This window comes from Iodobacter violaceini (assembly GCF_011601265.1).
In the GTDB taxonomy this organism is placed as follows: domain Bacteria; phylum Pseudomonadota; class Gammaproteobacteria; order Burkholderiales; family Chitinibacteraceae; genus Iodobacter; species Iodobacter violaceini.
In genome coordinates this window covers 12,383-32,320 of sequence record NZ_JAAOLX010000016.1, presented here as the reverse complement: position 1 = coordinate 32,320, position 19,938 = coordinate 12,383, and the positions used below count along the sequence as shown (strand labels likewise).

Annotated in this window: 15 protein-coding genes; 9 read left to right on the top strand and 6 right to left on the bottom strand. The window is 48.6% G+C overall.

Annotated elements, in window-relative coordinates:
• Position 1: 1 nt before the first annotated feature.
• The 5 genes from HA050_RS20610 to HA050_RS20590 all read right to left on the bottom strand — a co-directional run bounded on the left by HA050_RS20610 (position 2) and on the right by HA050_RS20590 (position 5,647).
• Positions 2-511 (bottom strand): acyltransferase, encoded by a 510-nt coding sequence (locus HA050_RS20610; RefSeq protein ID WP_166830255.1) that lies wholly within the window; start codon positions 509-511, stop codon positions 2-4.
• 6 nt (positions 512-517) lie between these two features.
• A complete protein-coding gene (locus HA050_RS20605) occupies positions 518-1,738 on the bottom strand; it encodes an O-antigen ligase family protein (RefSeq protein WP_166830253.1) in 1,221 nt (406 codons plus the stop codon).
• Positions 1,731-2,999, bottom strand: coding sequence for a lipopolysaccharide biosynthesis protein (locus tag HA050_RS20600; RefSeq protein WP_166830251.1), 1,269 nt, complete (start codon positions 2,997-2,999; stop codon positions 1,731-1,733). The genes HA050_RS20605 and HA050_RS20600 overlap by 8 nt, the downstream gene beginning before the upstream one ends.
• Positions 3,000-3,087: 88 nt before the next feature.
• Complete coding sequence (gene gmd, locus HA050_RS20595) at positions 3,088-4,215, bottom strand: GDP-mannose 4,6-dehydratase (RefSeq protein ID WP_166830249.1); 1,128 nt, start codon at positions 4,213-4,215, stop codon at positions 3,088-3,090.
• A gap of 76 nt (positions 4,216-4,291) precedes the next feature.
• Positions 4,292-5,647 carry an undecaprenyl-phosphate glucose phosphotransferase gene (locus HA050_RS20590; protein WP_166830247.1) on the bottom strand — a complete coding sequence of 452 codons (1,356 nt, stop codon included), beginning with the start codon at positions 5,645-5,647 and terminating at the stop codon, positions 4,292-4,294.
• Between the two features lie 408 nt (positions 5,648-6,055).
• Here HA050_RS20590 and HA050_RS20585 point away from each other — a divergent pair, with 408 nt between their 5' ends.
• The 5 genes from HA050_RS20585 to HA050_RS20565 all read left to right on the top strand — a co-directional run bounded on the left by HA050_RS20585 (position 6,056) and on the right by HA050_RS20565 (position 12,183).
• Positions 6,056-6,595: a hypothetical protein gene (locus tag HA050_RS20585; protein WP_166830245.1), complete on the top strand. Its 540-nt coding sequence runs from the start codon at positions 6,056-6,058 to the stop codon at positions 6,593-6,595.
• Positions 6,596-6,760: 165 nt separating this feature from the next.
• Complete coding sequence (locus HA050_RS20580; RefSeq protein WP_166830243.1) at positions 6,761-8,248, top strand: O-antigen ligase family protein; 1,488 nt, start codon at positions 6,761-6,763, stop codon at positions 8,246-8,248.
• A gap of 66 nt (positions 8,249-8,314) precedes the next feature.
• Positions 8,315-10,267: a bifunctional diguanylate cyclase/phosphodiesterase gene (locus HA050_RS20575; RefSeq protein WP_166830241.1), complete on the top strand. Its 1,953-nt coding sequence runs from the start codon at positions 8,315-8,317 to the stop codon at positions 10,265-10,267.
• A gap of 90 nt (positions 10,268-10,357) precedes the next feature.
• The gene (locus HA050_RS20570; protein ID WP_166830239.1) at positions 10,358-11,164 is read left to right on the top strand and encodes a hypothetical protein; all 807 of its coding nucleotides are present in this window, start codon (positions 10,358-10,360) and stop codon (positions 11,162-11,164) included.
• A 134-nt stretch (positions 11,165-11,298) separates the two neighbouring features.
• Positions 11,299-12,183, top strand: a complete 885-nt coding sequence (locus tag HA050_RS20565) for a hypothetical protein (protein ID WP_166830237.1) — start codon at positions 11,299-11,301, stop codon at positions 12,181-12,183.
• 395 nt (positions 12,184-12,578) lie between these two features.
• Here HA050_RS20565 and gcvA read toward each other — a convergent pair whose 3' ends face one another.
• Positions 12,579-13,469 (bottom strand): transcriptional regulator GcvA, encoded by an 891-nt coding sequence (gcvA, locus tag HA050_RS20560; RefSeq protein ID WP_166830236.1) that lies wholly within the window; start codon positions 13,467-13,469, stop codon positions 12,579-12,581.
• A 227-nt stretch (positions 13,470-13,696) separates the two neighbouring features.
• Here gcvA and HA050_RS20555 point away from each other — a divergent pair, with 227 nt between their 5' ends.
• The 4 genes from HA050_RS20555 (at position 13,697) to HA050_RS20540 (ending at position 19,926) form a co-directional block, all read left to right on the top strand.
• The gene (locus tag HA050_RS20555; protein WP_166830234.1) at positions 13,697-14,728 is read left to right on the top strand and encodes a DUF1338 domain-containing protein; all 1,032 of its coding nucleotides are present in this window, start codon (positions 13,697-13,699) and stop codon (positions 14,726-14,728) included.
• Positions 14,729-15,118: 390 nt separating this feature from the next.
• The gene (gene ydiJ, locus HA050_RS20550) at positions 15,119-18,064 is read left to right on the top strand and encodes a D-2-hydroxyglutarate dehydrogenase YdiJ (protein WP_166830232.1); all 2,946 of its coding nucleotides are present in this window, start codon (positions 15,119-15,121) and stop codon (positions 18,062-18,064) included.
• Between the two features lie 264 nt (positions 18,065-18,328).
• Entirely contained in the window at positions 18,329-19,324 is a 996-nt protein-coding gene (gene astE, locus HA050_RS20545) for a succinylglutamate desuccinylase (protein ID WP_166830230.1), read from the top strand.
• 206 nt (positions 19,325-19,530) lie between these two features.
• Positions 19,531-19,926, top strand: coding sequence for a hypothetical protein (locus HA050_RS20540; protein WP_166830228.1), 396 nt, complete (start codon positions 19,531-19,533; stop codon positions 19,924-19,926).
• Positions 19,927-19,938: the final 12 nt, after the last annotated feature.

Sequence of the window (19,938 nt, the reverse complement as noted above, 5' to 3'; positions counted from 1 at the left end):
CTCAACTATCCCCAAGACTTTTAATTATTCTTGCAGGAACTCCAGCAAGTAAAACATTATCTGGATATTCTCCAGCAATCACCACTGCTCCAGCAGCCACAATGCATCCATTTCCAATTTTGACACCAGGCAGGATAAGTGCTCGTATCCCAACCCAAGTACCATTCCCAATACATATAGATGAAATATTCCCATTACCAGCCCGACGATGACTAAAGCCGATGTCATGCGTACCTGTTTGAAAAATGACATCTGGAGCAATATCACAAAAATCACCTATCCTAATAAATGCTCCAAATGGAATATAGAATTTTGTATTTATCCCCACCCATGTATCCGCGCCAATATCAATTTGTCCTCCGCCAAATATTTTAATATTATGGGATAAACGTGTTGTGTTGCTTAACTTAATGCCACAAATATTAGCCAATACTCTCTTTAGGCTAAAAAATTGAGAAATTGGGATAAGCCCCATCAGCGCATTAAATATAAAATTTCTTATATACGTCATTTCATACTACTCAATTATGTATTCATTAATTTGAAAATTATTTTCAACATTAGTGGCAATAAAATACAACATTAATGCAACTAGCACTTGAAATGGAATAGATCCAGCTGTAGGTGCAAGTGCTATGGCCAGAAACACACTGCTCCCCCAAAGAAAAACATCTATTTTTTTTCTTCGTATTGACATTCCTATTATATAAATAAATGGCACAACCCTTGCCAGATCTCCTATTAGTCCAAGCTCAATATGAGACTGAAAAAACGAAGATTCACCGTGCGGATAAACTATTTGTTTCTCAAATTTTGGGAAAGTAACACCGTAACCTTTTCCAACAAGGTGATCAATTACATTGAAATTTTCTATTATCTTCATTGCATCATCCCAGTATTGTTGTCGCTCCATATTTGATTGACTATTTGCATGTGTATTATTTAAAAGACGATCCATTTGCTTTGACACAGTGCTATTTTCTCCAGAGTTTGATAAATACAACCCAGCACAAATACTTATAGCAATACAGCCAGAAAAAACACCTCCAATACTTATTTTCTGTGTTGCAACAATTCCTATTAAACAAGCAATTGCTACAAAATATGAACTGACGCTGCCTGTAGCAAATGCCGCTACAGGTAAACTAGCAGAAAGTGATATCCCAATCCATTTTGAATTATTTTTAATTGTTGTAGAATAAATAGCACCAGCTGCAATAAATGGCACTGCCATAGTCGAAGCGGGGAAGAATAAGCTTGCGCGCTTAACTTCATTATTCACCAGATAAAAAACGCTATCCATTTCATTTCTTGGCAAAAATGAAAATAGATCTGTATTTAAATCAATCAATAGTCCGACAACACTTAAAAAAACAAACACTGCCCATAAGATATACATTCTTTCATCTAAAAGAAATTTAACGGGGCAAGACAACAAAACAACTAATAGCGCAGGCGTTGTAAAATATATTAAAAAATTAAACAAACACGTATCAACACCAACATCAAACATAAAATATGAATTTATAAACAACACCAACCCAACAGCAAGACTTATATTCAACAAGTCATAATGCCATGCTTTGGTCGCAATTTTGTATGCAATAATCCAATAACTAATTGCAACCAATTGCTTCCAGGCCACCAATGGCGTTCCTGCGAATATATAATTAAAAAGATCCGACCAAAACATAAAAAAAACTGTCAATAATATATAAAAATTTAATTTACTATTCATTACTCACCCTTGAAAGGATACTAGCTGCAATTGCAGACACTGCTTCGGCTACTAATATTACAATTATTATTAAATTCAATGTTAATTGATCACTAAGCAACAAAGAAATACTTACAGTCGTAACAGCAATTACGTTATATAAGTTAGACATTTGAAACAGTCTGTTCTGAGTCATTAAATAAATTCGAATCGTATACCAATACGCGCATATGACACCATAAACAACTATCAGCAACATTGTGTGCCAGCTGAACTCAATTTTTCCATGAGACCAATAAAATAATAAAGGTTTAGATATCAGTAATAAGCCCGCAGCCAAAGTTAACGCAGAAGCAAAAGTAATTAATTTTGATTTTCTAAAAAAACTTGCCAGTGCATCTGTGTTACTTTCACCAGCCAAGCGAGAAAACTCGGGCCAGAATGCATGAGTCAGGGCTGATGTTCCTTGCAATATGCAGCGAGCCATCGTTCGATATGCATTGAAATAAGTCAATGCTGCAGGCCCTAATATATTGCCAACTAAAATAGACATCCCTTGAATATTAAGGGAATCTCCCACTTTCATCATCATCCATGCATACGCATCTTTTTTTAGTAACCACATCTCTTGCCAGTTTGCTTTTGAAAAACCTGGCTTATATAAAGAATATTTTTGTAAAATATATATATACATACCAATTGCAGCTAGAGTTCTGCCACATAACCAACCTGCTGCAGCGCCAAGATAACTCTTATAACAATAAACGCCTGCAACCGCGCCTACCCACTCAATCAATCTCGAAGACTCTAAAAAAAACGTGCCTTTTGTATAAATATTACATGCTCTGAATACGGTATCAAATATCCCGGAATATACGTGTATAAGCGCTGCTAATATTAATAAATACAGAGCCACGCCACCATCCAAGGAATTTCCTATTTTAAAATCCAATATAAATATAATAATTGCAGAAACACTTGCCACAAAAAGGCATATTATTGTTGTTAATGCAATTTGTGCTCGGTATAAACTGCGCGCATCATTTTCCTTGCCTGCACCCACTAAAACACAAACTCTATTCATTGCTACAGCAATAAAACCACAATCTGACATCAAAATGTATGCAGGAATAGAAGTCATTAGCAACCAAACTCCGTATTCTTCAACACTCCAAATACTTAAAAATATTGGAAGGGATGCTAATTGCGTGAGAATAGTGATAATTTGCCCGTATAAATTAACGCCCGCACCAGACAAAAGGCGTTTACGTAATGTTGCCACTCGCTTTACACATCCATTTTTAATTGAAAGCACAAATGGTCATATTTTTCATATGACCATTTGATTTAACCAGTGTGGCCGATTTAATCTATCTTTCGCTACTCACCGCCACATCAAACCCATTCAGCTTCAACAAAGCATGCTGCCGGGCTTCTTTTAAATCATTCGCCACCATTTCCGCACACATTTCCTGCACGGTGATTTCTGGTGTCCAGCCTAATTTGGCTTTGGCTTTGCTTGGGTCGCCTAACAAGGTTTCTACTTCGGCCGGGCGGAAATAACGGGGGTCTACACGCACGATGACATCGCCCACGTTTAATGCCGGGGCTTTGTCGCCGCTGATGCTTTTTACGATAGCGATTTCGTTTACGCCTTTGCCTTCAAATGCCAGCTCCAGGCCTAAATGCGCTGCGCTCCAGGTAATAAACTGGCGCACGCTGTATTGCACGCCGGTGGCGATAACGAAATCATCGGGCTGATCCTGTTGCAGCATCATCCATTGCATACGTACATAATCTTTGGCGTGGCCCCAATCACGCAGGGCATCCATATTGCCCATATACAGACATTGCTCCAGGCCCTGGGCGATATGGGCCAGGCCACGGGTGATTTTGCGGGTTACAAAGGTTTCACCACGGCGCGGGCTTTCGTGGTTAAACAAGATGCCGTTGCAGGCATACATGCCATAAGCTTCGCGGTAGTTAACGGTAATCCAGTAGGCGTACATCTTGGCCACGGCGTAAGGGCTGCGCGGGTGAAACGGGGTGGTTTCTTTTTGTGGGATTTCCTGTACCAGGCCATACAGCTCGGATGTGGATGCCTGATAAAAGCGTGTTTTCTTTTCCAGGCCTAAAAAGCGGATGGCTTCCAGCAGACGCAATGTGCCCATGGCATCTACATCTGCGGTGTATTCCGGCGATTCAAAGCTGACCGCCACATGCGATTGTGCGCCCAGGTTGTAAAGCTCATCCGGCTGCACTTCTTTTAAGATGCGGGTCAGATTGGATGAGTCACTCAAATCGCCGTAATGCAGCTTAAAGCGGCTGTTTTCCAGATGCGGGTCCTGATAGATATGGTCTACGCGCTGGGTATTAAATGATGAGGCGCGGCGTTTAATACCGTGCACGATATAGCCTTTTTCCAGCAGTAATTCAGCAAGGTAAGAGCCATCCTGGCCGGTAATCCCTGTAATAAGGGCTACTTTAGCTTGAGTCATTCTTTTAATAATCCGATCGGTTTGGGTTTAATGAATAGCTGCCTGATTTTTACTTCATTGACTACTTTACATTTTTCTAATATGCGTTTTTGTTAATAAAGCCTTTGAATATCGTCAAAAACACAATTTTTAAATCCAGATACAAAGACCAGTTTTCTAAGTAATGTAAATCGTAATTAACGCGTGCTTCCATTTTATCCAGCGTATCTGTTTCGCCGCGCAGGCCGTTGATTTGTGCCCAGCCGGTAATGCCGGGTTTCATTTTGTGGCGCAGCATATAGCGGGGGATCAGCTCTTTATAATGATGATTATGTTGCACGGCGTGGGGCCTTGGGCCTACTACACTCATGCGTCCTTGTAATACATTAATAAATTGTGGCAATTCATCCAGGCTGGTACGGCGTAAAAAGGGGCCAATGGGGGTGAATCTGCTGTCGTTTTTTTGTGCCTGGGTCACCATATTTTTGTCTTCGCTGTGCACTTTCATACTGCGAAATTTATATACTTTTATTTCTTCGCCATTCCAGCCATGACGGCGCTGCCTGAAGAATACCGGGCCAGGGGAGGTGATTTTTACTGCAATGGCAATGCCAAGTAATACAGGGCTGATCAGAATAAGGATCAGGCTGGCCAGTAAATAGTCTTCTATTCTTTTAATCAGCTTATTTGTGCCGCCCAGCGATGATGCAGAGATATCCAGCATGGGCATGCCCATGATAAAAGTAATGCCGTGATTCATAATTTTATAAGTCAGCATATCCGGCACCACGCGGATATCGGCCGCGCTGTAGCGCAGTGCGTGCAACACTTTGGGGATAAGCGCAGTATCGTTTACGCCCAGGTTTATCCACACCTCATCAAAATCATTATCTGCGGCTAGTTTTTCAACAAGATCTAATGAATGCGCGTTAACTACCTTGCGGATCTGATAGCCACTCCACGATGATCGCTTGGCGCGCCTTCTCAGATCTGCGCTCATCGGGCCTGTGCCTACCAGTAATACATCTTTGGTGTTGTAGCCTTTTTTGCTTAACCAGCGCATACCCAGCAAGACCAGCGAGCGCTCCAGCACCAGGCTGATCAGCATCAGCACCATCCATGTGCCTGTAAATAGCCTGGAATAAGCATCTGCACTTTTAGAAAAGAACAGCCAGGCCACCAGCAAGCCGCAAGACACCAGCCATGTCAGCTTTACCCTGCCCAGCATGGCCAGCCAGCTGCCACCGCGAAATGATTTGTAAACGGCAGATGAGCAGCCCGCTACCATCAGGCTGGTTGCCAACACCAGGGTGGCGTAATTGCCATCCAGATCTTCAGTACCAAAACGCCATTTTGCCGCTGTAAACGCGCTGATCCAGACTGCTGCAATGTCTAATAATAAAATCAGCGTACTTAATAATGGTGATCCGTTTCTTGTTGCATTCGCCCGCATTATTTCTATCCAGCCCGCGCATTAATTAATACACTTAATTATTGTTTTAATTGATTTTTTTCATAAAAAACAACCATGCAAAAATCAACTTACAGCAAATTCTTACAATTTAAGAGAAGCATTATTTAGTGATTACCTATAACTAAACAGCGGGCGCAGCTATGCCCCCATAATCTGGCGTATTTTTTAATAAATTAGTATTTGCTAATAATGAATTATTTTAATTAGCGCATATATTAGCAACAGCTGTTTTTTGGTTTATTACTTTTGCGGAATATATCACATAAATGTTTCACTTTTAAGCAAACAACACTTTATCTTTGAATAATATAAATTCAATTGACAATAGCGTGGTCAGTGCATATTCTCGCGAAATACATAATCCTAATTTTATGAAGGTTTAGCGTAATGAAACTTAAATTTTCCGTACTCGCTTTAGCTTTATCCGCTGTGATGAGCGTAGCGGCTTACGCTGCTTTTGAAAAAGGCATGCCAGCTAATCAGGTTGAGCCATCTGTGGCAGAAATGAAAACGGCAGGCAAAAATGCAACAGAAATTATTAAATCTGGTTTAGCCAGCAATGTTACTGCCCCTGTCCTGGCTGTAGCATTACTTAATCAGCGCTTTACATGCCTGCACGTTGCTGAAGGGATGAGCAAAAACGGTGTTGCACCTGCTGCTATTCTGCCTGTTTTGGCTGGCGCTCTATGTAAAGGCCCAGAAATTGCGGGTGGCTTAATTGCTGCGGGTATCAGCCAGGCTGATATTGTTGCTGCCGCTATTTCTAATGGCCTTGATCCGGCAGCATTCACTGCGGCAACGGCTGCAGGTCCGGGTGCTGATACCACTATTGCTACCCCAACAGGTACTGGTGGCGCGCCAGTACTCACCAGTGCAGCGGCTCCAACGCTTAGCGGTGGTGGCTCTTCTGCTGTTTCTCGCAACTAATTAAGCATGCATTTGCAATGCTAAGAAGATGCCTGCGGGCATCTTCTTTTTTTATCTGTTCTTTGCAAGCTATTGGCCCGTTATTTCAAGCCTTGTCATTAGCCGCTATTGCGCCAGATTGGTTTTTTATCTGCACCCCAATCTATAAATTGAGCCTTGTTTTTAATGATAAATGTTTTAGATTCCCGCCGTGATGAGCCTTTATTCTGGCTTTTAATTGCACAGATTTGCTGGGCGCCTTTGCCACTGGCCAGTAATCGCACATGGGCACTGGGTATTTTGCTCTGTATGAGTTTAGTGCTTTGGTTTAGTGCAGCCCTGCGCTACCGTGGCCACTGGCCTCTGGTGATTGATCGCTTAAAATTATTTGCACTGCCTTTAGGTGTATTACTGGCGCTATTGTGCTGGACCCTGTTGCAAGCCACGCCTTTGCCCTTAGGGCTTATTCAATTCTTATCGCCCAATGCGGCGCAGATATGGCAAAACATTGCGCCCGATGCCAGTGCAACCTTATCGCTTAATGCCGCACAAACCCAATTACAAGCAGCGCTGTGTTTTATTTATGGCAGTGCCTTTTTATTTACGGTATTGCTGGTACGCTCTTCCCGGCGAATGATGGCCTTAGCCTATGCCCTTCTTTTTATGGCGCTTTTTCAGGCTTTATTAGGCGGTTTTTTATATTCTTTTAATGCGCAATACGAGCTGTTTACCAGCGATGTTTTCCATGGCCGCATGCTGGGCACGTATGTTTACCACAACAATGCGGCAGGCATGCTGGCCATGTGTTTATCTGTGGGCATTGGTTTATTTATTGTGCAATTAGAAAAAAACACCGGCAGCCAGCATAAAAAATGGGCGGTTAATTTGCTTGATTTTATGCTGAGCAAAAAAATGCTGCTGCGTCTGGGGCTGGTGATTTTAGTCATAGCACTGGTCATGACCCGATCCCGCATGGGGAATGCAGGCTTTTTTACGGCCATGCTTTTAAGCCTGGCCTTATATGCCGTATTTAGCCCAAAGGTGCGTAAAGTTATTTTTGTCTTGTTAATCAGCCTGGTGCTGATTGATATCTGGATACTGGGCCAGTGGGTGGGGCTGGATAAAGTGGTAGACCGGCTGGAGGCTACCCAGCTGAATAATTCTGCCAAAGCCGCCGTCATCAGCAAGGCGCAGCAAGCCGGGGCAAACTCGCTTAATTTTGTTCAGCCCCATATCGAGGAATCGGTAGAAGAGCGCACCCTGCCTGTGGCTTATGCCCAACGTGCGGTGGGCGATTATTTCTGGACAGGATCGGGCGCGGGGACGTTTTACTCTATTTTCCCCCAATACCGCCCTGCCAGCTCCAAAGGTTATTACGATCATGCCCACAATGATTATGTTGAGATTCTGACGGATTACGGCGTAATTGGCGCAAGCCTTTTTGCGATTTTGGCGCTCTCTGCGCTGTGGCAAATTATCACCACAATTAAAATTCGCAAACACCCGGTGGCCCGTGGCATTGCCCTTGGCGTGCTGATGGCGATGCTGGAAATCTTTTTGCACAGTCTGGTGGATTTCAATTTACAAATCCCCGCCAATGCCCTGCTCTTTACCGTGATTGTTGCCTTAGGCTGGAGCACGGCGCAGGTGGATAAACAAACCCGGCCTGTTTAAATGCCAGCACCACAGGAGCAGCGGCTCCTGCACAGCCCCCCCAATAGCCCACAACAGAGAATCAGCATGTCACTCAGGCTTAAATTTTTAATCGGCTTAACGTTATTGTTCACCCTGTTAATGATCGGCCTGTTTGCCGAGCGCGTGCACAGCACACGGCTATATGTAGAAGCGCAGCTGGCCTCTACAGCCCAGGATGCGGCTACCTCGCTGGTTTATCCGATATCACGCGCACTGGGTAAAAACGATGTGGTTCTGGCAGAAACCGCGATTAAATCCTTGCTGGACAGAGCTTATTTTCAGCGCATCGAGATTGTGGCTTTAAGCGGTAAAACCATGGCAAAAATGGAGCAGGCCAAGCCAATTGCGGGTGTGCCAGCCTGGTTTATAAAGTGGCAGCATTTAGATCCTGCCCCCGGCACGGCACTACTGAGTGATGGCTGGCGCCAGCTTGGGCGGGTGGTGGTGATCAGCGAGCCTGCGCTGGCTTACAAGCAGCTTTGGGATGTGCTGACCCATACGCTGGCTTTATTGCTGGCGGCCTATGTGATCAGCCTGCTGGTGATGAACTTTTTAGTACGCATTTTGCTGCAGCCGCTCAGCGCCATTGAAAAATCGGCCAACGAGGTGCAAGAGCGCGAATTTAACCCTATCAAACACCTGCCCGATACCCGCGAATTTCGCCGGGTTGTGCTGGCTTTTAATGTGATGATTGAGCGGGTACGGCAGTTTTTAAGCATTGAGCAGCAGCGTGCCGAGGAATACCGCCATCAGGCTTTTACCGATACCACCACTGGACTGGATAATCGCCGTAATTTAGATTTACGCCTTGATGGCTTACTTAAAAAATTGCCGCAAGACAGCATCGGGGCCGCATTTGCCATTCAGCTGGAAGACTTAAGCGAATTTAATAACCGTGAGGGCTATCAGAAAGGCGACGCTATTCTTAAACAGGTGGCGCATGTATTACTGGAAAAAATGGCTCAGCAAAGCCCGCTGATTGCCCGGCTGAACGGCACCACTTTGTTTGCCCTGCACTTTAATCTGAACAGCGGGCAAATTGATCTGATGGGCGATCAGATTTTAGCCAGCCTGAAAGAAATCACCGCTGCACTGGAGCGCCCTTTGCAATATGGCGTGGCGATTGTAGATTTTGAACATGGCACGCTTAAATCCAAATTGCTTTCTGCCACCGATTTAGCCCTGCAGCAGGCGCTGTTTAATGGCGGCGAATCACGCCAGCGTATGTCGGCTAATGAATCATCGAATCAATTGCCTAATGGCTCGCAACAATGGCGCGAAGTATTGCAGGCCGCTATTTTGGATAAAAGCTGGGGTATTCAGGCGCAATCGGTACAAAATATTGCAGATAAACAAATCGTGCATCAGGAGCTGACCGCCCGCCTGCGTCATCAGGATGGCCCATGGATCAGTGCAGGCCTCTTTATGCCCATGGCGGCAAGACATGGTTTATTGCAGGCCGCCGAGCAATCTTTATTTGATTTAGCCATCAGCAAATTAGAAAACGCCGCCACTTTGCAGGGCCAGTCTATTGCGCTGAATGCAGGTTTATTAGGCGCGCTGGGCAGCTTAACCGGGCAGGATGAATTTGTGGCCCGCTTAAATAAGCTTAAAAAACACGCTGCCCGCATTTCTTTTGAAGTCCCAGAGCATCAATTAATTGCAGCGCCAGAATTAGCCAGACGCTTTGCCCGGCTGCTGCGTGATGCGGGCTTTGGCTTTGGGATTGATCAGTATGGTTTTGCGGCCTCTGCCGCCGCTTTGATCCGTGAATTAAAACCCAATTATGTGAAGATAGACCGCCGCTTAATCAGCGATATGGCCGTGCATAAAGACACCAAAGAAATGATTCTGTCGCTGATCCAGGTAGCCGAATCGCTGAATATCACCACCATTGCTCAGGGTATTGAAAGCGAATCACAGCTGGCTTTATTAAAGGCCATGAAAATCACCGCCATGCAGGGCTATCTGATCGGCAGGCCGGAGGAAGTTATTTAATCAATAGCGGGGCAAGCTGGCTGCGGTGTGGAATGCACTTTTTGCAATTATTCCTACACTGGTAGTCAGCCATCACACCTGAGGCAGCTTATGCCACTCTTTAAGCGACTCTTGCCTGCTTTTTTGATCAGCCCTTGCATCCATGCTGCAGAGTTTTCTATTCAGCCCGCAGTGGCCACGCTGCATTACCAGGCTGAAGAGCATAATCAGATTGGCACAGTGATTAATCAGGAATCGGGCCATCTGCCGCAGTTTGAGATCAGTATGCAGGCCAAAGAAGCGCCCTGGCTGATTAAAATTGATTATTCCCGTGCAGAGGGCGATGTGGATTATCAGGGCTATACCCAAATGGGCATCCCGCTTGCTACCCACACCGAGCTGAATATAGAAAGCTGGCAAGCCTTGCTGGGCTATCAGTGGCAGGTTGCTGATCAGCAGCAAATTACGCTGGGCGCAGGCCTGAATGGCTTGCAAACTGACCGCCATATTTTGCCCGCGCTGGGCTCTTTGCCACTCAATGAAACACTTAACAGCCAGCGCTTTGTTTTAAGCCTGAGCTGGCAGTGGCAAATGGATGCGCTGCCTGTTGCGCTGAATACTCAGCTGGATATCCTGCCTCAGCATCAAAACCGCCTGACAGTTGATACACAAGGCCTGTACGACACCACAGAGCTGGATACAGATCAGCATACCGATTGGCGCTGGGCGCTGGATGCAGAGTGGCGCTGCACTCCAAATGCAAGGCTGGGCCTTGGGTTTGCTTATCAAAGCTATCAGCCCGGCAGCAGCCAGCCAGGCATACTGAAACGCAATGGCCTTGCCGCCGCTACGGTTCGCTATCCTGGCAGCGATCAGCGCTTATTAGTCCTTAAAAGCTTTTTTAGCTGGCACTTTTAACCCAGCGGCACAGAGTAATCGACTAGCGTTATTTTCCTGCGGGTTTATCTATTTGCTTCTTGAATTTTTTTCCTTATTTGCTTGACTGCCTGAGCAAGTATTTGTCTCTGTCTCTGAGCCCAAAGGAAAAAATCATGACGAAAGACTTAAAAGTATTACTGATTGCAAGTGCTGTAAGTGCCACACTGGCCGCCTGCGGTGGCGGAGGCTCAAGCAGCACGACGGCTGCGACTACTCCGGCGTCTTCCTCAACAACTCCTACCCCCACACCCAATCCATCATCCGGCACCGTGCCTGCTCCTAATGCGGCAGCAACCACCGTACTGGACTCCAGCCAGACAGAGGCCAATAAACTCTCCACCGAGGCTACAGATGGCCTGAGTGCAGCCCAATCAGCCGCGGCAGGCACCGGGGTGAAAGGCCCGCTGGGGGTTGAAATTGGCAGCCTGCCTACCGGGATCAGCAGCAGTATCAGCTGCTCGCTCTTTGGCTCTGGCGGCTCGGGCAGTATCAGCTACGATATCCCCACCACCGGCATCGCCGCCGGAACCGTACTGACCTACACCTATAACCAGTGCAACATTAACGGTTTGGCCACTTATAACGGTACTTTCTCGCTGACTTATAACCGCTACGTCAGCCCAAGCGATTTTTCCTACACCTCCAAATACACCAACTTTACGGTGAACGGAAATGGCTTTACCAACCAGGCTATTAATGGCTCATCAACTTGCGATTTTAGCAAAGGGGCAATGTCCTGCTACTACAGCGATGGCACACGGGGCTGGAGCAGTAATCTGACTTACAGCAATGGCACAGTAAACGGCAGTTATGCAGTCAACTATGGTACAGGCACCATTCAAGTGAAATACACCAACTTTAACGCCACCAGCGGCAGCTGCGAAATCACTGGTGCTAATGGCAGTAAAGCCGTCATCACCCGTACCTCGGCCAAGCAATTTACCGTATCGATTACAGGCGCAAACGGCAACAGCACCAGCTACACAGTGAATACCTGAAACAGATCTCCAATAGAAACGAGGCACTGCTCAGGGGCCTCGTTTTTTATTTCACAGATTGAATAACATTTTGTGGCCTTGCCTGCAGAAGTCGTGGCATTTGCAGGACGGGTGCAATTTCATTAGCGCTAAGCAATTTGTTTTCTATTCGAAAACAGCGAAAAAAACCGTCACCACGCTCTCTGCACAGGGCTTTAAAGTCCCCTTGAAACACGCCGTAGCGAGGAACAAGCGGGGTGGGGGCCTTCGTGTTTCTTAGGGTCGCCTTCTTTGCGTACTATGATTTCTGGCGAAGCAGAAATCACATACTTCGCGGGGATTCCGCACCAAAATCAACGTGCCGAAGGCACTATCTTTTTGACTTTGCTTAACCCGTACGGGGCGAAACCCGTACTTCACCCCAACTCACACTGCTCCAGCAGCCAATCCTTAAACACCTTCACCGGATAGGCATCGCGCTTGCTGTTGGGATGAACCAGATAATAGGCATTACGGCTGGGCACGGGACGATCCACCGCCACCACCAAACGCCCGCTGGCCAGCTCGTCCTGCACTAAAAATAGCGGCAATACCGCCATGCCCAGCCCGGCCAGGGCAGCCTGTATCACCATATAAAACTGCTCAAACCTCGGGCCTTTTACCGCGTTGATGCTGGGCTCGCCCACCGCTTCAAACCAATTAGCCCATGCATCGGGGCGGGTGCTGTGTTGCAATAAAGTAAAACTCATCAGATCACCGGGGCCTTTCAAGCAGCGGCCAGCCAGCAGGCTGGGGGCGCAAATCGGCACGGTGACTTCGTTCATTAAATGGTGGTATTCCACGCCAGGCCAGGAGGTATCGCCAAAGTGAATTGCCACATCAATTTCTTCTTTAGCAAAATCAAAAGGCTTTAAGCGCGTCAGTAAATTAAGCTGGATTTCCGGGTAGCGGGTAGTAAAGCTCCCCAACCTGGGCACTAACCAGCGCGAGCCAAAGGTGGGCAGAATGGCTAAATTAAGCGCGCCGCTGGTGCCGCTGTACGCCATCAGGGCCAGCGTGGCCGCCTCCGCCCTGTCCAGTACATCCCGGATATCCCGCGCATAGGACTCCCCCGCATCGGTCATCACTAAACGTTGCTTAATCCGGTGGAAAAGCGCCCTGCCTAAGAATTCTTCCAGCAAACGAATCTGCCGGCTGACAGCGCTTTGCGTGATATTGAGTTCCTCAGCGGCACGGGTAAAACTCAGCTGCCGCGCTGCCGCATCAAAACACTGTAAAGCACCTAGGGATGGAAGAATACGCCGCATACACTTCATGAGTTTTAGGAATGATGTAATAAGAATACATCGCTTGAAGTGAAAACGAAATCATTCCAGACTGAGCACACTGTGTCGTACTGTAACGCTGGCAACATTACAAGGGCAAAGCGACAAGCATTGCTAAAAAATACGCGGGTTTCACCTGCCCTATAACCTGCATCCACATTGCGCCACACACCACGCATCCACTCACATTCATTAAAGGTCTTGCCAAAATGGAACAGAATGTCTTTGAAACATCCCAGCTTGCTCAATTACTGATTCGTGTTGCGGGTGCAGAAAAAGCGCAGCAGCTTTTTGCCATGATCGAGGTAGACCCGCGCTTGCTGGGTGCCAACGATGCCCGCGTAAGCCGTGGCTTGCTGGCCCAGGCGATGAATATGATGTTGTTTGCGCAAAACTTAGCGGCCGTGCCTGAGGGCGCCCGTTATGTGGCGGAGAAACTGGCTGCGGGCGAAAAAGTGCTGTTTGACCATGGCGCGCTGCGTACCGTGGATGCACCACGCACCGGCGCTTTGCCGCATGGGGAGCTGGCATTTAAGCGCATTCTGGAGCCGCTGGGTTTTGCCGTGGCCAATGTGTATCCGCTTAAAAAACTGAAAATGACAGGCCGCGCTTACTGTCATCTGGATTTACCCGAAGTGATTTCGCAGTTTTTTGTTTCAGAGCTGCACGTTGAGCAATTCTCAATGAATTTCCAAATTGCTGCCGAGCGCGTGGTGCACAACTCCCGCGATCCGCTCAAGCCCGAGCATTTAAGCCTGCTGGCACAATTGAGCGAACATCATTCCTTAAGCTTTGACGATGCCGCTACCCTCCTGCCCGCTTTAGTAGGCTGTTTTGATGTACAGCACGAAGTGCCGCATCTGGTGGATTACGAAACGCTGCTGGCAGAGTCTGCCGAAATGGCATGGATCAGCACCGAGGGCAACCGCTTTAACCACGCAACAGATCGTGTTGCCAATGTAATTGCACTGGCCGATGAGCTGCGTGCTAAAGGCTACCCAATTAAAGACAGTGTTGAGATTTCCGGCTCAGGCGCAGTGCGCCAGACTGCGCTGCGGGCAGCCATGGTGCAGCGGATTTTCCTCGACGAAAAAAATCACCCCATCACCCGTACCGTACCCGGCTCTTTTTACGAATTTATCAGCCGCGACAAACTCCCCAATAGCCAGGCATTAGATTTACGCTTTGATGCATCCAATGCACAGGGGATTTTTAAGATGACAGCAGCGGCTGTGGCTTAAATTTCAAACCTTCGCAGAGAGAGCAAGGCGTTTTATCTTGCCTGCGAAACCATTCCAATAAAATGGAATGGTGCAGGCGGGTATAAGCCCAATCTTATCAACCTGCAGTGAATTTGTCGGAAGGGTTAGCAGGCATGATCGCGTAACCCAACATTGCGCTCAAATATTGGGTTACGCTGGTTTATCAGCCCTTAAACAGGCGAATAAACCAGCTAAACCAAGCAATAAAAGCATCATTTCCAGCTGGTTTTGCTTAAATTGACAGGATTGAGGCACGCCCCGCAGTTATTGCACTACCCGCAGGTTTCACCCGCCCTGCGATAAACCTATACTTGTAAGTATGCAGGCAAGCACCTTAGCCACCCAACGCCCTCTCACCAGCCCAGATCTATGATCCCTCGCCTCTCTAAAACACCAGCACCACAGTCCCTCTACCTCGATTTTATTAGCGAGCTGCGCTTGCGTGGTTTTGCGGGGGAGATCAGCAGTACGCTGGCAGATCGCACCGTTTTAGCGACGGATAATTCAGTTTATCAGCTGTTGCCCCAGGCGGCGGTGTTTCCAAAGCACAGCGATGATGTAATCCGCGTAGTAAAGCTGGCGGGTGAGCCGCGCTTTCACAACATCAAACTTTACCCGCGCGGCGGGGGCACGGGGACGAACGGGCAGTCTTTGGGAGATGGCTTAGTCGTCGATCTCTCCAAAAATATGAATGCCATTCTGGAGATCAACGCAGAGCAGCGCTGGGCCAGAGTGCAAACGGGTGTGGTGAAAGATCAGCTCAACAAAGAGCTGGCCAAACACGGGCTGTTTTTTGCGCCCGAATTATCCACATCCAACCGCGCCACCATAGGCGGGATGATTAATACCGATGCCAGCGGCCAGGGCTCCTGCCTTTACGGCAAAACACGCGATCATGTGCTGGAGCTGGATACTGTCTTACTGGACGGCACGCTTTGGCATTCGCAGCCCATAAGCCACGACGCGCTGGCAGAGGTCTGTGAGCAAGACAACCTCATTGGCCATGTGCACGGCCTGATCGCCCAAATTCATAAAGATCACAGCCAGCAAATTACGGCCACTTTTCCCAAGCTCAACCGCTGCCTGACCGGCTACGATCTGGCGCATATTTATAACGATACCGGCCAGTTTGATCTGAACGCGATTTTATGCGGCTCGGAAGGCACGCTGGGACTGATTGTTGAAGCCAAACTGAATGTGCTGCCACTGCCCAAATTCAGCGCGCTGATCAATATCCGCTATGCCAGCTTTGATGCGGCATTACGCGATGCGCCGCATCTCATGGCGCTGGGTGCGGCCTCCATCGAAACCGTAGATTCCACCATTTTGCAGCTCGCCAAAGGCGATTTAATCTGGCACGGCATTCGTGAATTTTTTCCAGAAGACGCCACGCCCACTCTGGGGATTAATTTGCTGGAAGTGCTGAGCGAGACGGAAGACGATCTCGCCGCGCAAATCGCCCATATTGAGCAAGGCCTGCAAGACGACGCAAGGCTGGGCTTTACCGTGGCTCATGGCGATGCGGCAGTAAAACGCATCTGGGGAATGCGTAAAAAATCGGTTGGCCTGTTAGCAAACCGCGCCGGAAACGCCAGGCCCATCCCCTTTGTAGAAGACACCGCCGTGCCGCCGGAAAATCTGGCCGATTATATTCATGAATTCAGAGCACTGCTCGATCAGCACGGCTTGTTTTACGGCATGTTTGGCCATGTGGATGCGGGTGTTTTGCATGTGCGGCCCGCAATAGATATGAAAGAGCCGAACGCGCTTGCCATGCTGCGCAAGATTAGCGATGGCGTGGCGGCGCTCACGCAAAAATATCATGGCGTGCTCTGGGGCGAGCACGGTAAGGGGCTGCGCAGCGAATATGCACCGGCTTTTTTTGGCAAGCTCTACCCCTGCTTGCAGCAGATCAAGCAGGTGTTCGACCCGCATAATCAGCTCAACCCCGGCAAAATTGCCAGCCCGGATGATTTAATCAGGATTGATGAATCGCCCACCCGTGGCGTGTATGACCGGCAAATCCCGATTCATGTCCAAAAAGATTACGATGGCGCGCTGCATTGCAATGGCAACGGCGCTTGCTATAACTTCGACACTGACGATGCGATGTGCCCGTCGTGGAAAGCGACAAGAGAGCGCCGCCACTCCCCGAAAGGCCGCGCCTCTTTAATGCGCGAATGGCTGCGGCAATTAGCGGCGAAAGGGGTTGATCCAACAGCCACAAAACCCGCCAGTCTGTTACGGCGCGCAATCAACAGCCTGAACAAGCAAGGCGACTTTTCAGAGGAAGTCATGGAGGCCATGAACGGCTGCCTGGCGTGTAAATCTTGCGCCGGGCAATGCCCGGTGAAGGTGGATATTCCTGATTTGCGCTCTAAATTTATGTCGCTCTACTACGGCCGCTATCTGCGCCCCGCCAAAGATTACTTCGTTGCCAGCCTGGAAGCTGCGCTGCCCGTGATGGCCAAAGCGCCCAAGCTCTGCAACGCCGTAATGAGCAATCCGCTGGCCCGCAATATCATGCAGCGGCTTAATCTGATCGAAAGCCCGCTGCTTACCGGCGTTAATCTGCAAGCCACCCTGCTGCAACGTGGCTTTGCCATGGCGAACGGGCAATATCAGGCTAACTCTGTAATCATCGTGCAGGATGGTTTCACCAGCTATTTTGAAACTCAGCTGGTGCTGGATGTGTTCGAGCTGCTTAAAAAACTCGGCTTCACCCCGCAGCTTGCCCCGTTTAAACCCAATGGCAAACCGCTGCATGTGCACGGATTTTTAGACCGCTTTAAGCGTGCGGCGGCGGATAACAGCGCCATGCTGCAAAAACTCGCCCAAAACGGCGTGCCGCTGGTGGGAATCGATCCTTCGATGACGCTGACTTACCGCAGCGAATACGCCAAAACATTGGCAAATCCGCCTAAAGTGGCGCTGCTGCAAGAATGGCTGGCCGGGCAATTTGCTCAGCAAGCACCCGATCTGAAGCTGAAAACCGCCGCCTTTACGCTGATCCCGCATTGCAGCGAAAAAACCAATGTCGCCAGCGCATTCAGCGATTGGAATAAAGTATTTGCTGCGCTGGGCGTCTCGCTCAGTACCCAGCCAGCAGGCTGTTGCGGCATGGCTGGCACGTTTGGCCACGAGGCGGATCACAGACAACAATCAAAGCAAATCTACACGCAAAGCTGGGCTAAAATTGTGGCGGAGCAAGGGCCAAACCTGCTGGCTACCGGCTACTCATGCCGCTGCCAGGTTAAACTCATAGACAAAACCACACTCCGCCATCCGGTACAGGCTTTACTGGCCTGCTTTTAAATATTTTAATAACGATCAAGATCTGCAGACACAGAGAACGGTGAGAACAAAGAGCACACGAAGAAAACCTTTAAAATGACGTCTTGTCGTTGAGCAATTTGCGATTTTCCAGCAGAACAAAAAATCGTCATTCCAGAATGGGTTTATCGGGAATCTAATCGCTCCGCTTGCCTCCAATATTTCATTGTGTTCTCTGTGTTCTGCTTTTTTACTCAGAGTGCTCAGTGTCTACAGATTTTGCTGCTCATTATCAGGACCCCGCCCATGCCACACACTCACCCTGTTCTTGCTGATTTCCTGAGCTTTACCTTACAAGATCATCCCATCGATATCGTCAAAGGCACGCTGGCGAGTGGGGTGCATTGGCATTTTCTGGGTGAGGGCATGCTGGAATTTGTGCCGCATCATGGCAGCGATCAGAGCCTGGTTTTATCCGCTGGGATACATGGCAACGAGACTGCGCCGATTGAGCTGCTTAATGCCCTGGTTAAAGACCTGGCAAGCGGGCAGCTGACGCCAGGCGTGCGGCTTTTGGTTTTGCTGGGCAATGTCGCGGCGATGCGGACCAGCGACCGCTATTTAGATGACGATCTCAACCGCTTGTTTGATCACCGCCATACCCGCCTGCCGGAAAGCCGTGATGCACAACGCGCCGCACAAATTGAAGCGGCGATGGCGCAGTTTTTTGCCGGAGCCAGTGGCCCCCGCTATCACCTTGATCTGCACACCGCCATCCGTCCTTCCAGCTTTACCCGCTTTGGCCTGCTGCCTTACCAGACCCGGCCTTACGACACGCATTTGCTTAAATGCCTTGAGTGCTGTGATTTAGGTGCGCTGCTGATTAACCATGCCCCGGCAGGCACGTTTGCTTACCACTCCAGCCAGCACCACGGCGCACAATCAGTAACACTGGAGCTGGGCAAGGTGCAGCCTTTCGGGCAAAACCAGCTTGATGACTTTGCCGGTATCAATGCGCTGATGCAAAGCATGGTCTCCGCCACCCAACCCAACTGGCCAGCCCGGCCCTATCAAGTATTTAAAGTGGTGGGCCAGCTGGAGAAACACAGCGAAGCATTTAAGCTGCACCTGCCGGACGATGTTGCCAATTTCACCCGCTATCCCCAAGGCACGCTGATTGCATCTGACACCGGCTACGAATACAAAGTAAGCCACCCTGAAGAGCGCGTGGTCTTCCCCAACCCCAAAGTAAAACCCGGCGTGCGGGCGGGATTGATGGTGGTGGAAGTGAAAGATTTTTAATGCCTGAAAACCCAAGTCTTAAAACACGGTTTAGATCGTCATCCCCGGGCGCTTCAATCGGGGATCCGGCAGCGCCACAGGATCCCCGATAAAAACACCCGGGAATGACGAAATCCCCCAATGCTTAATATGACGTTTTAAGATTTGGGTTTAGATTGAGCGTTTTCGCTTACAATCCCCTCCTGCATTAAATAAAGGTTAGCCCTGTGTTTCCCATCAATACCGATATCCCCTGCTATGGCGTTGATACGCATACGATTGAAAACTGGCAGTGGTTTCAGGCCGTTGGCCATTTAGTTGCGACAGAGCTGGCGGCTAAGCCGCGTGGTACGGTGGCGGTGCTGGCGGAGGAAGAGCGTGCTTACTGGCTGGCGCTGATTGAAGAGCAATACTATCTTGCTACAGCGCCAATTATCGAAGGTGAAATCTACCTTGCAGCCGCAGCGCTGACGCGGGATTTGGTGGGAATGTGTGGCGATGAGCTGGCCTATATCCGCGGCGGCCTGGCCAGCTGGCTGCTCAATCAGACTACCTTGCAAATTGAAGCGCGGCAGTTGCAATGCTGGCAAACGCTGCCCACCTACGCGGGATGGGATGACTAAAGCGGGCTCTGC

Coding starts and splice junctions, on each gene's coding strand:
- HA050_RS20610 (WP_166830255.1), bottom strand. CDS start 511: ATGACGTATATAAGAAATTTTATATTTAATGCGCTGATGGGGCTTATC.
- HA050_RS20605 (WP_166830253.1), bottom strand. CDS start 1,738: ATGAATAGTAAATTAAATTTTTATATATTATTGACAGTTTTTTTTATG.
- gmd (WP_166830249.1), bottom strand. CDS start 4,215: ATGACTCAAGCTAAAGTAGCCCTTATTACAGGGATTACCGGCCAGGAT.
- HA050_RS20590 (WP_166830247.1), bottom strand. CDS start 5,647: ATGCGGGCGAATGCAACAAGAAACGGATCACCATTATTAAGTACGCTG.
- HA050_RS20585 (WP_166830245.1), top strand. CDS start 6,056: ATGAAACTTAAATTTTCCGTACTCGCTTTAGCTTTATCCGCTGTGATG.
- HA050_RS20580 (WP_166830243.1), top strand. CDS start 6,761: ATGATAAATGTTTTAGATTCCCGCCGTGATGAGCCTTTATTCTGGCTT.
- HA050_RS20575 (WP_166830241.1), top strand. CDS start 8,315: ATGTCACTCAGGCTTAAATTTTTAATCGGCTTAACGTTATTGTTCACC.
- HA050_RS20570 (WP_166830239.1), top strand. CDS start 10,358: ATGCCACTCTTTAAGCGACTCTTGCCTGCTTTTTTGATCAGCCCTTGC.
- HA050_RS20565 (WP_166830237.1), top strand. CDS start 11,299: ATGACGAAAGACTTAAAAGTATTACTGATTGCAAGTGCTGTAAGTGCC.
- gcvA (WP_166830236.1), bottom strand. CDS start 13,469: ATGCGGCGTATTCTTCCATCCCTAGGTGCTTTACAGTGTTTTGATGCG.
- HA050_RS20555 (WP_166830234.1), top strand. CDS start 13,697: ATGGAACAGAATGTCTTTGAAACATCCCAGCTTGCTCAATTACTGATT.
- ydiJ (WP_166830232.1), top strand. CDS start 15,119: ATGATCCCTCGCCTCTCTAAAACACCAGCACCACAGTCCCTCTACCTC.
- astE (WP_166830230.1), top strand. CDS start 18,329: ATGCCACACACTCACCCTGTTCTTGCTGATTTCCTGAGCTTTACCTTA.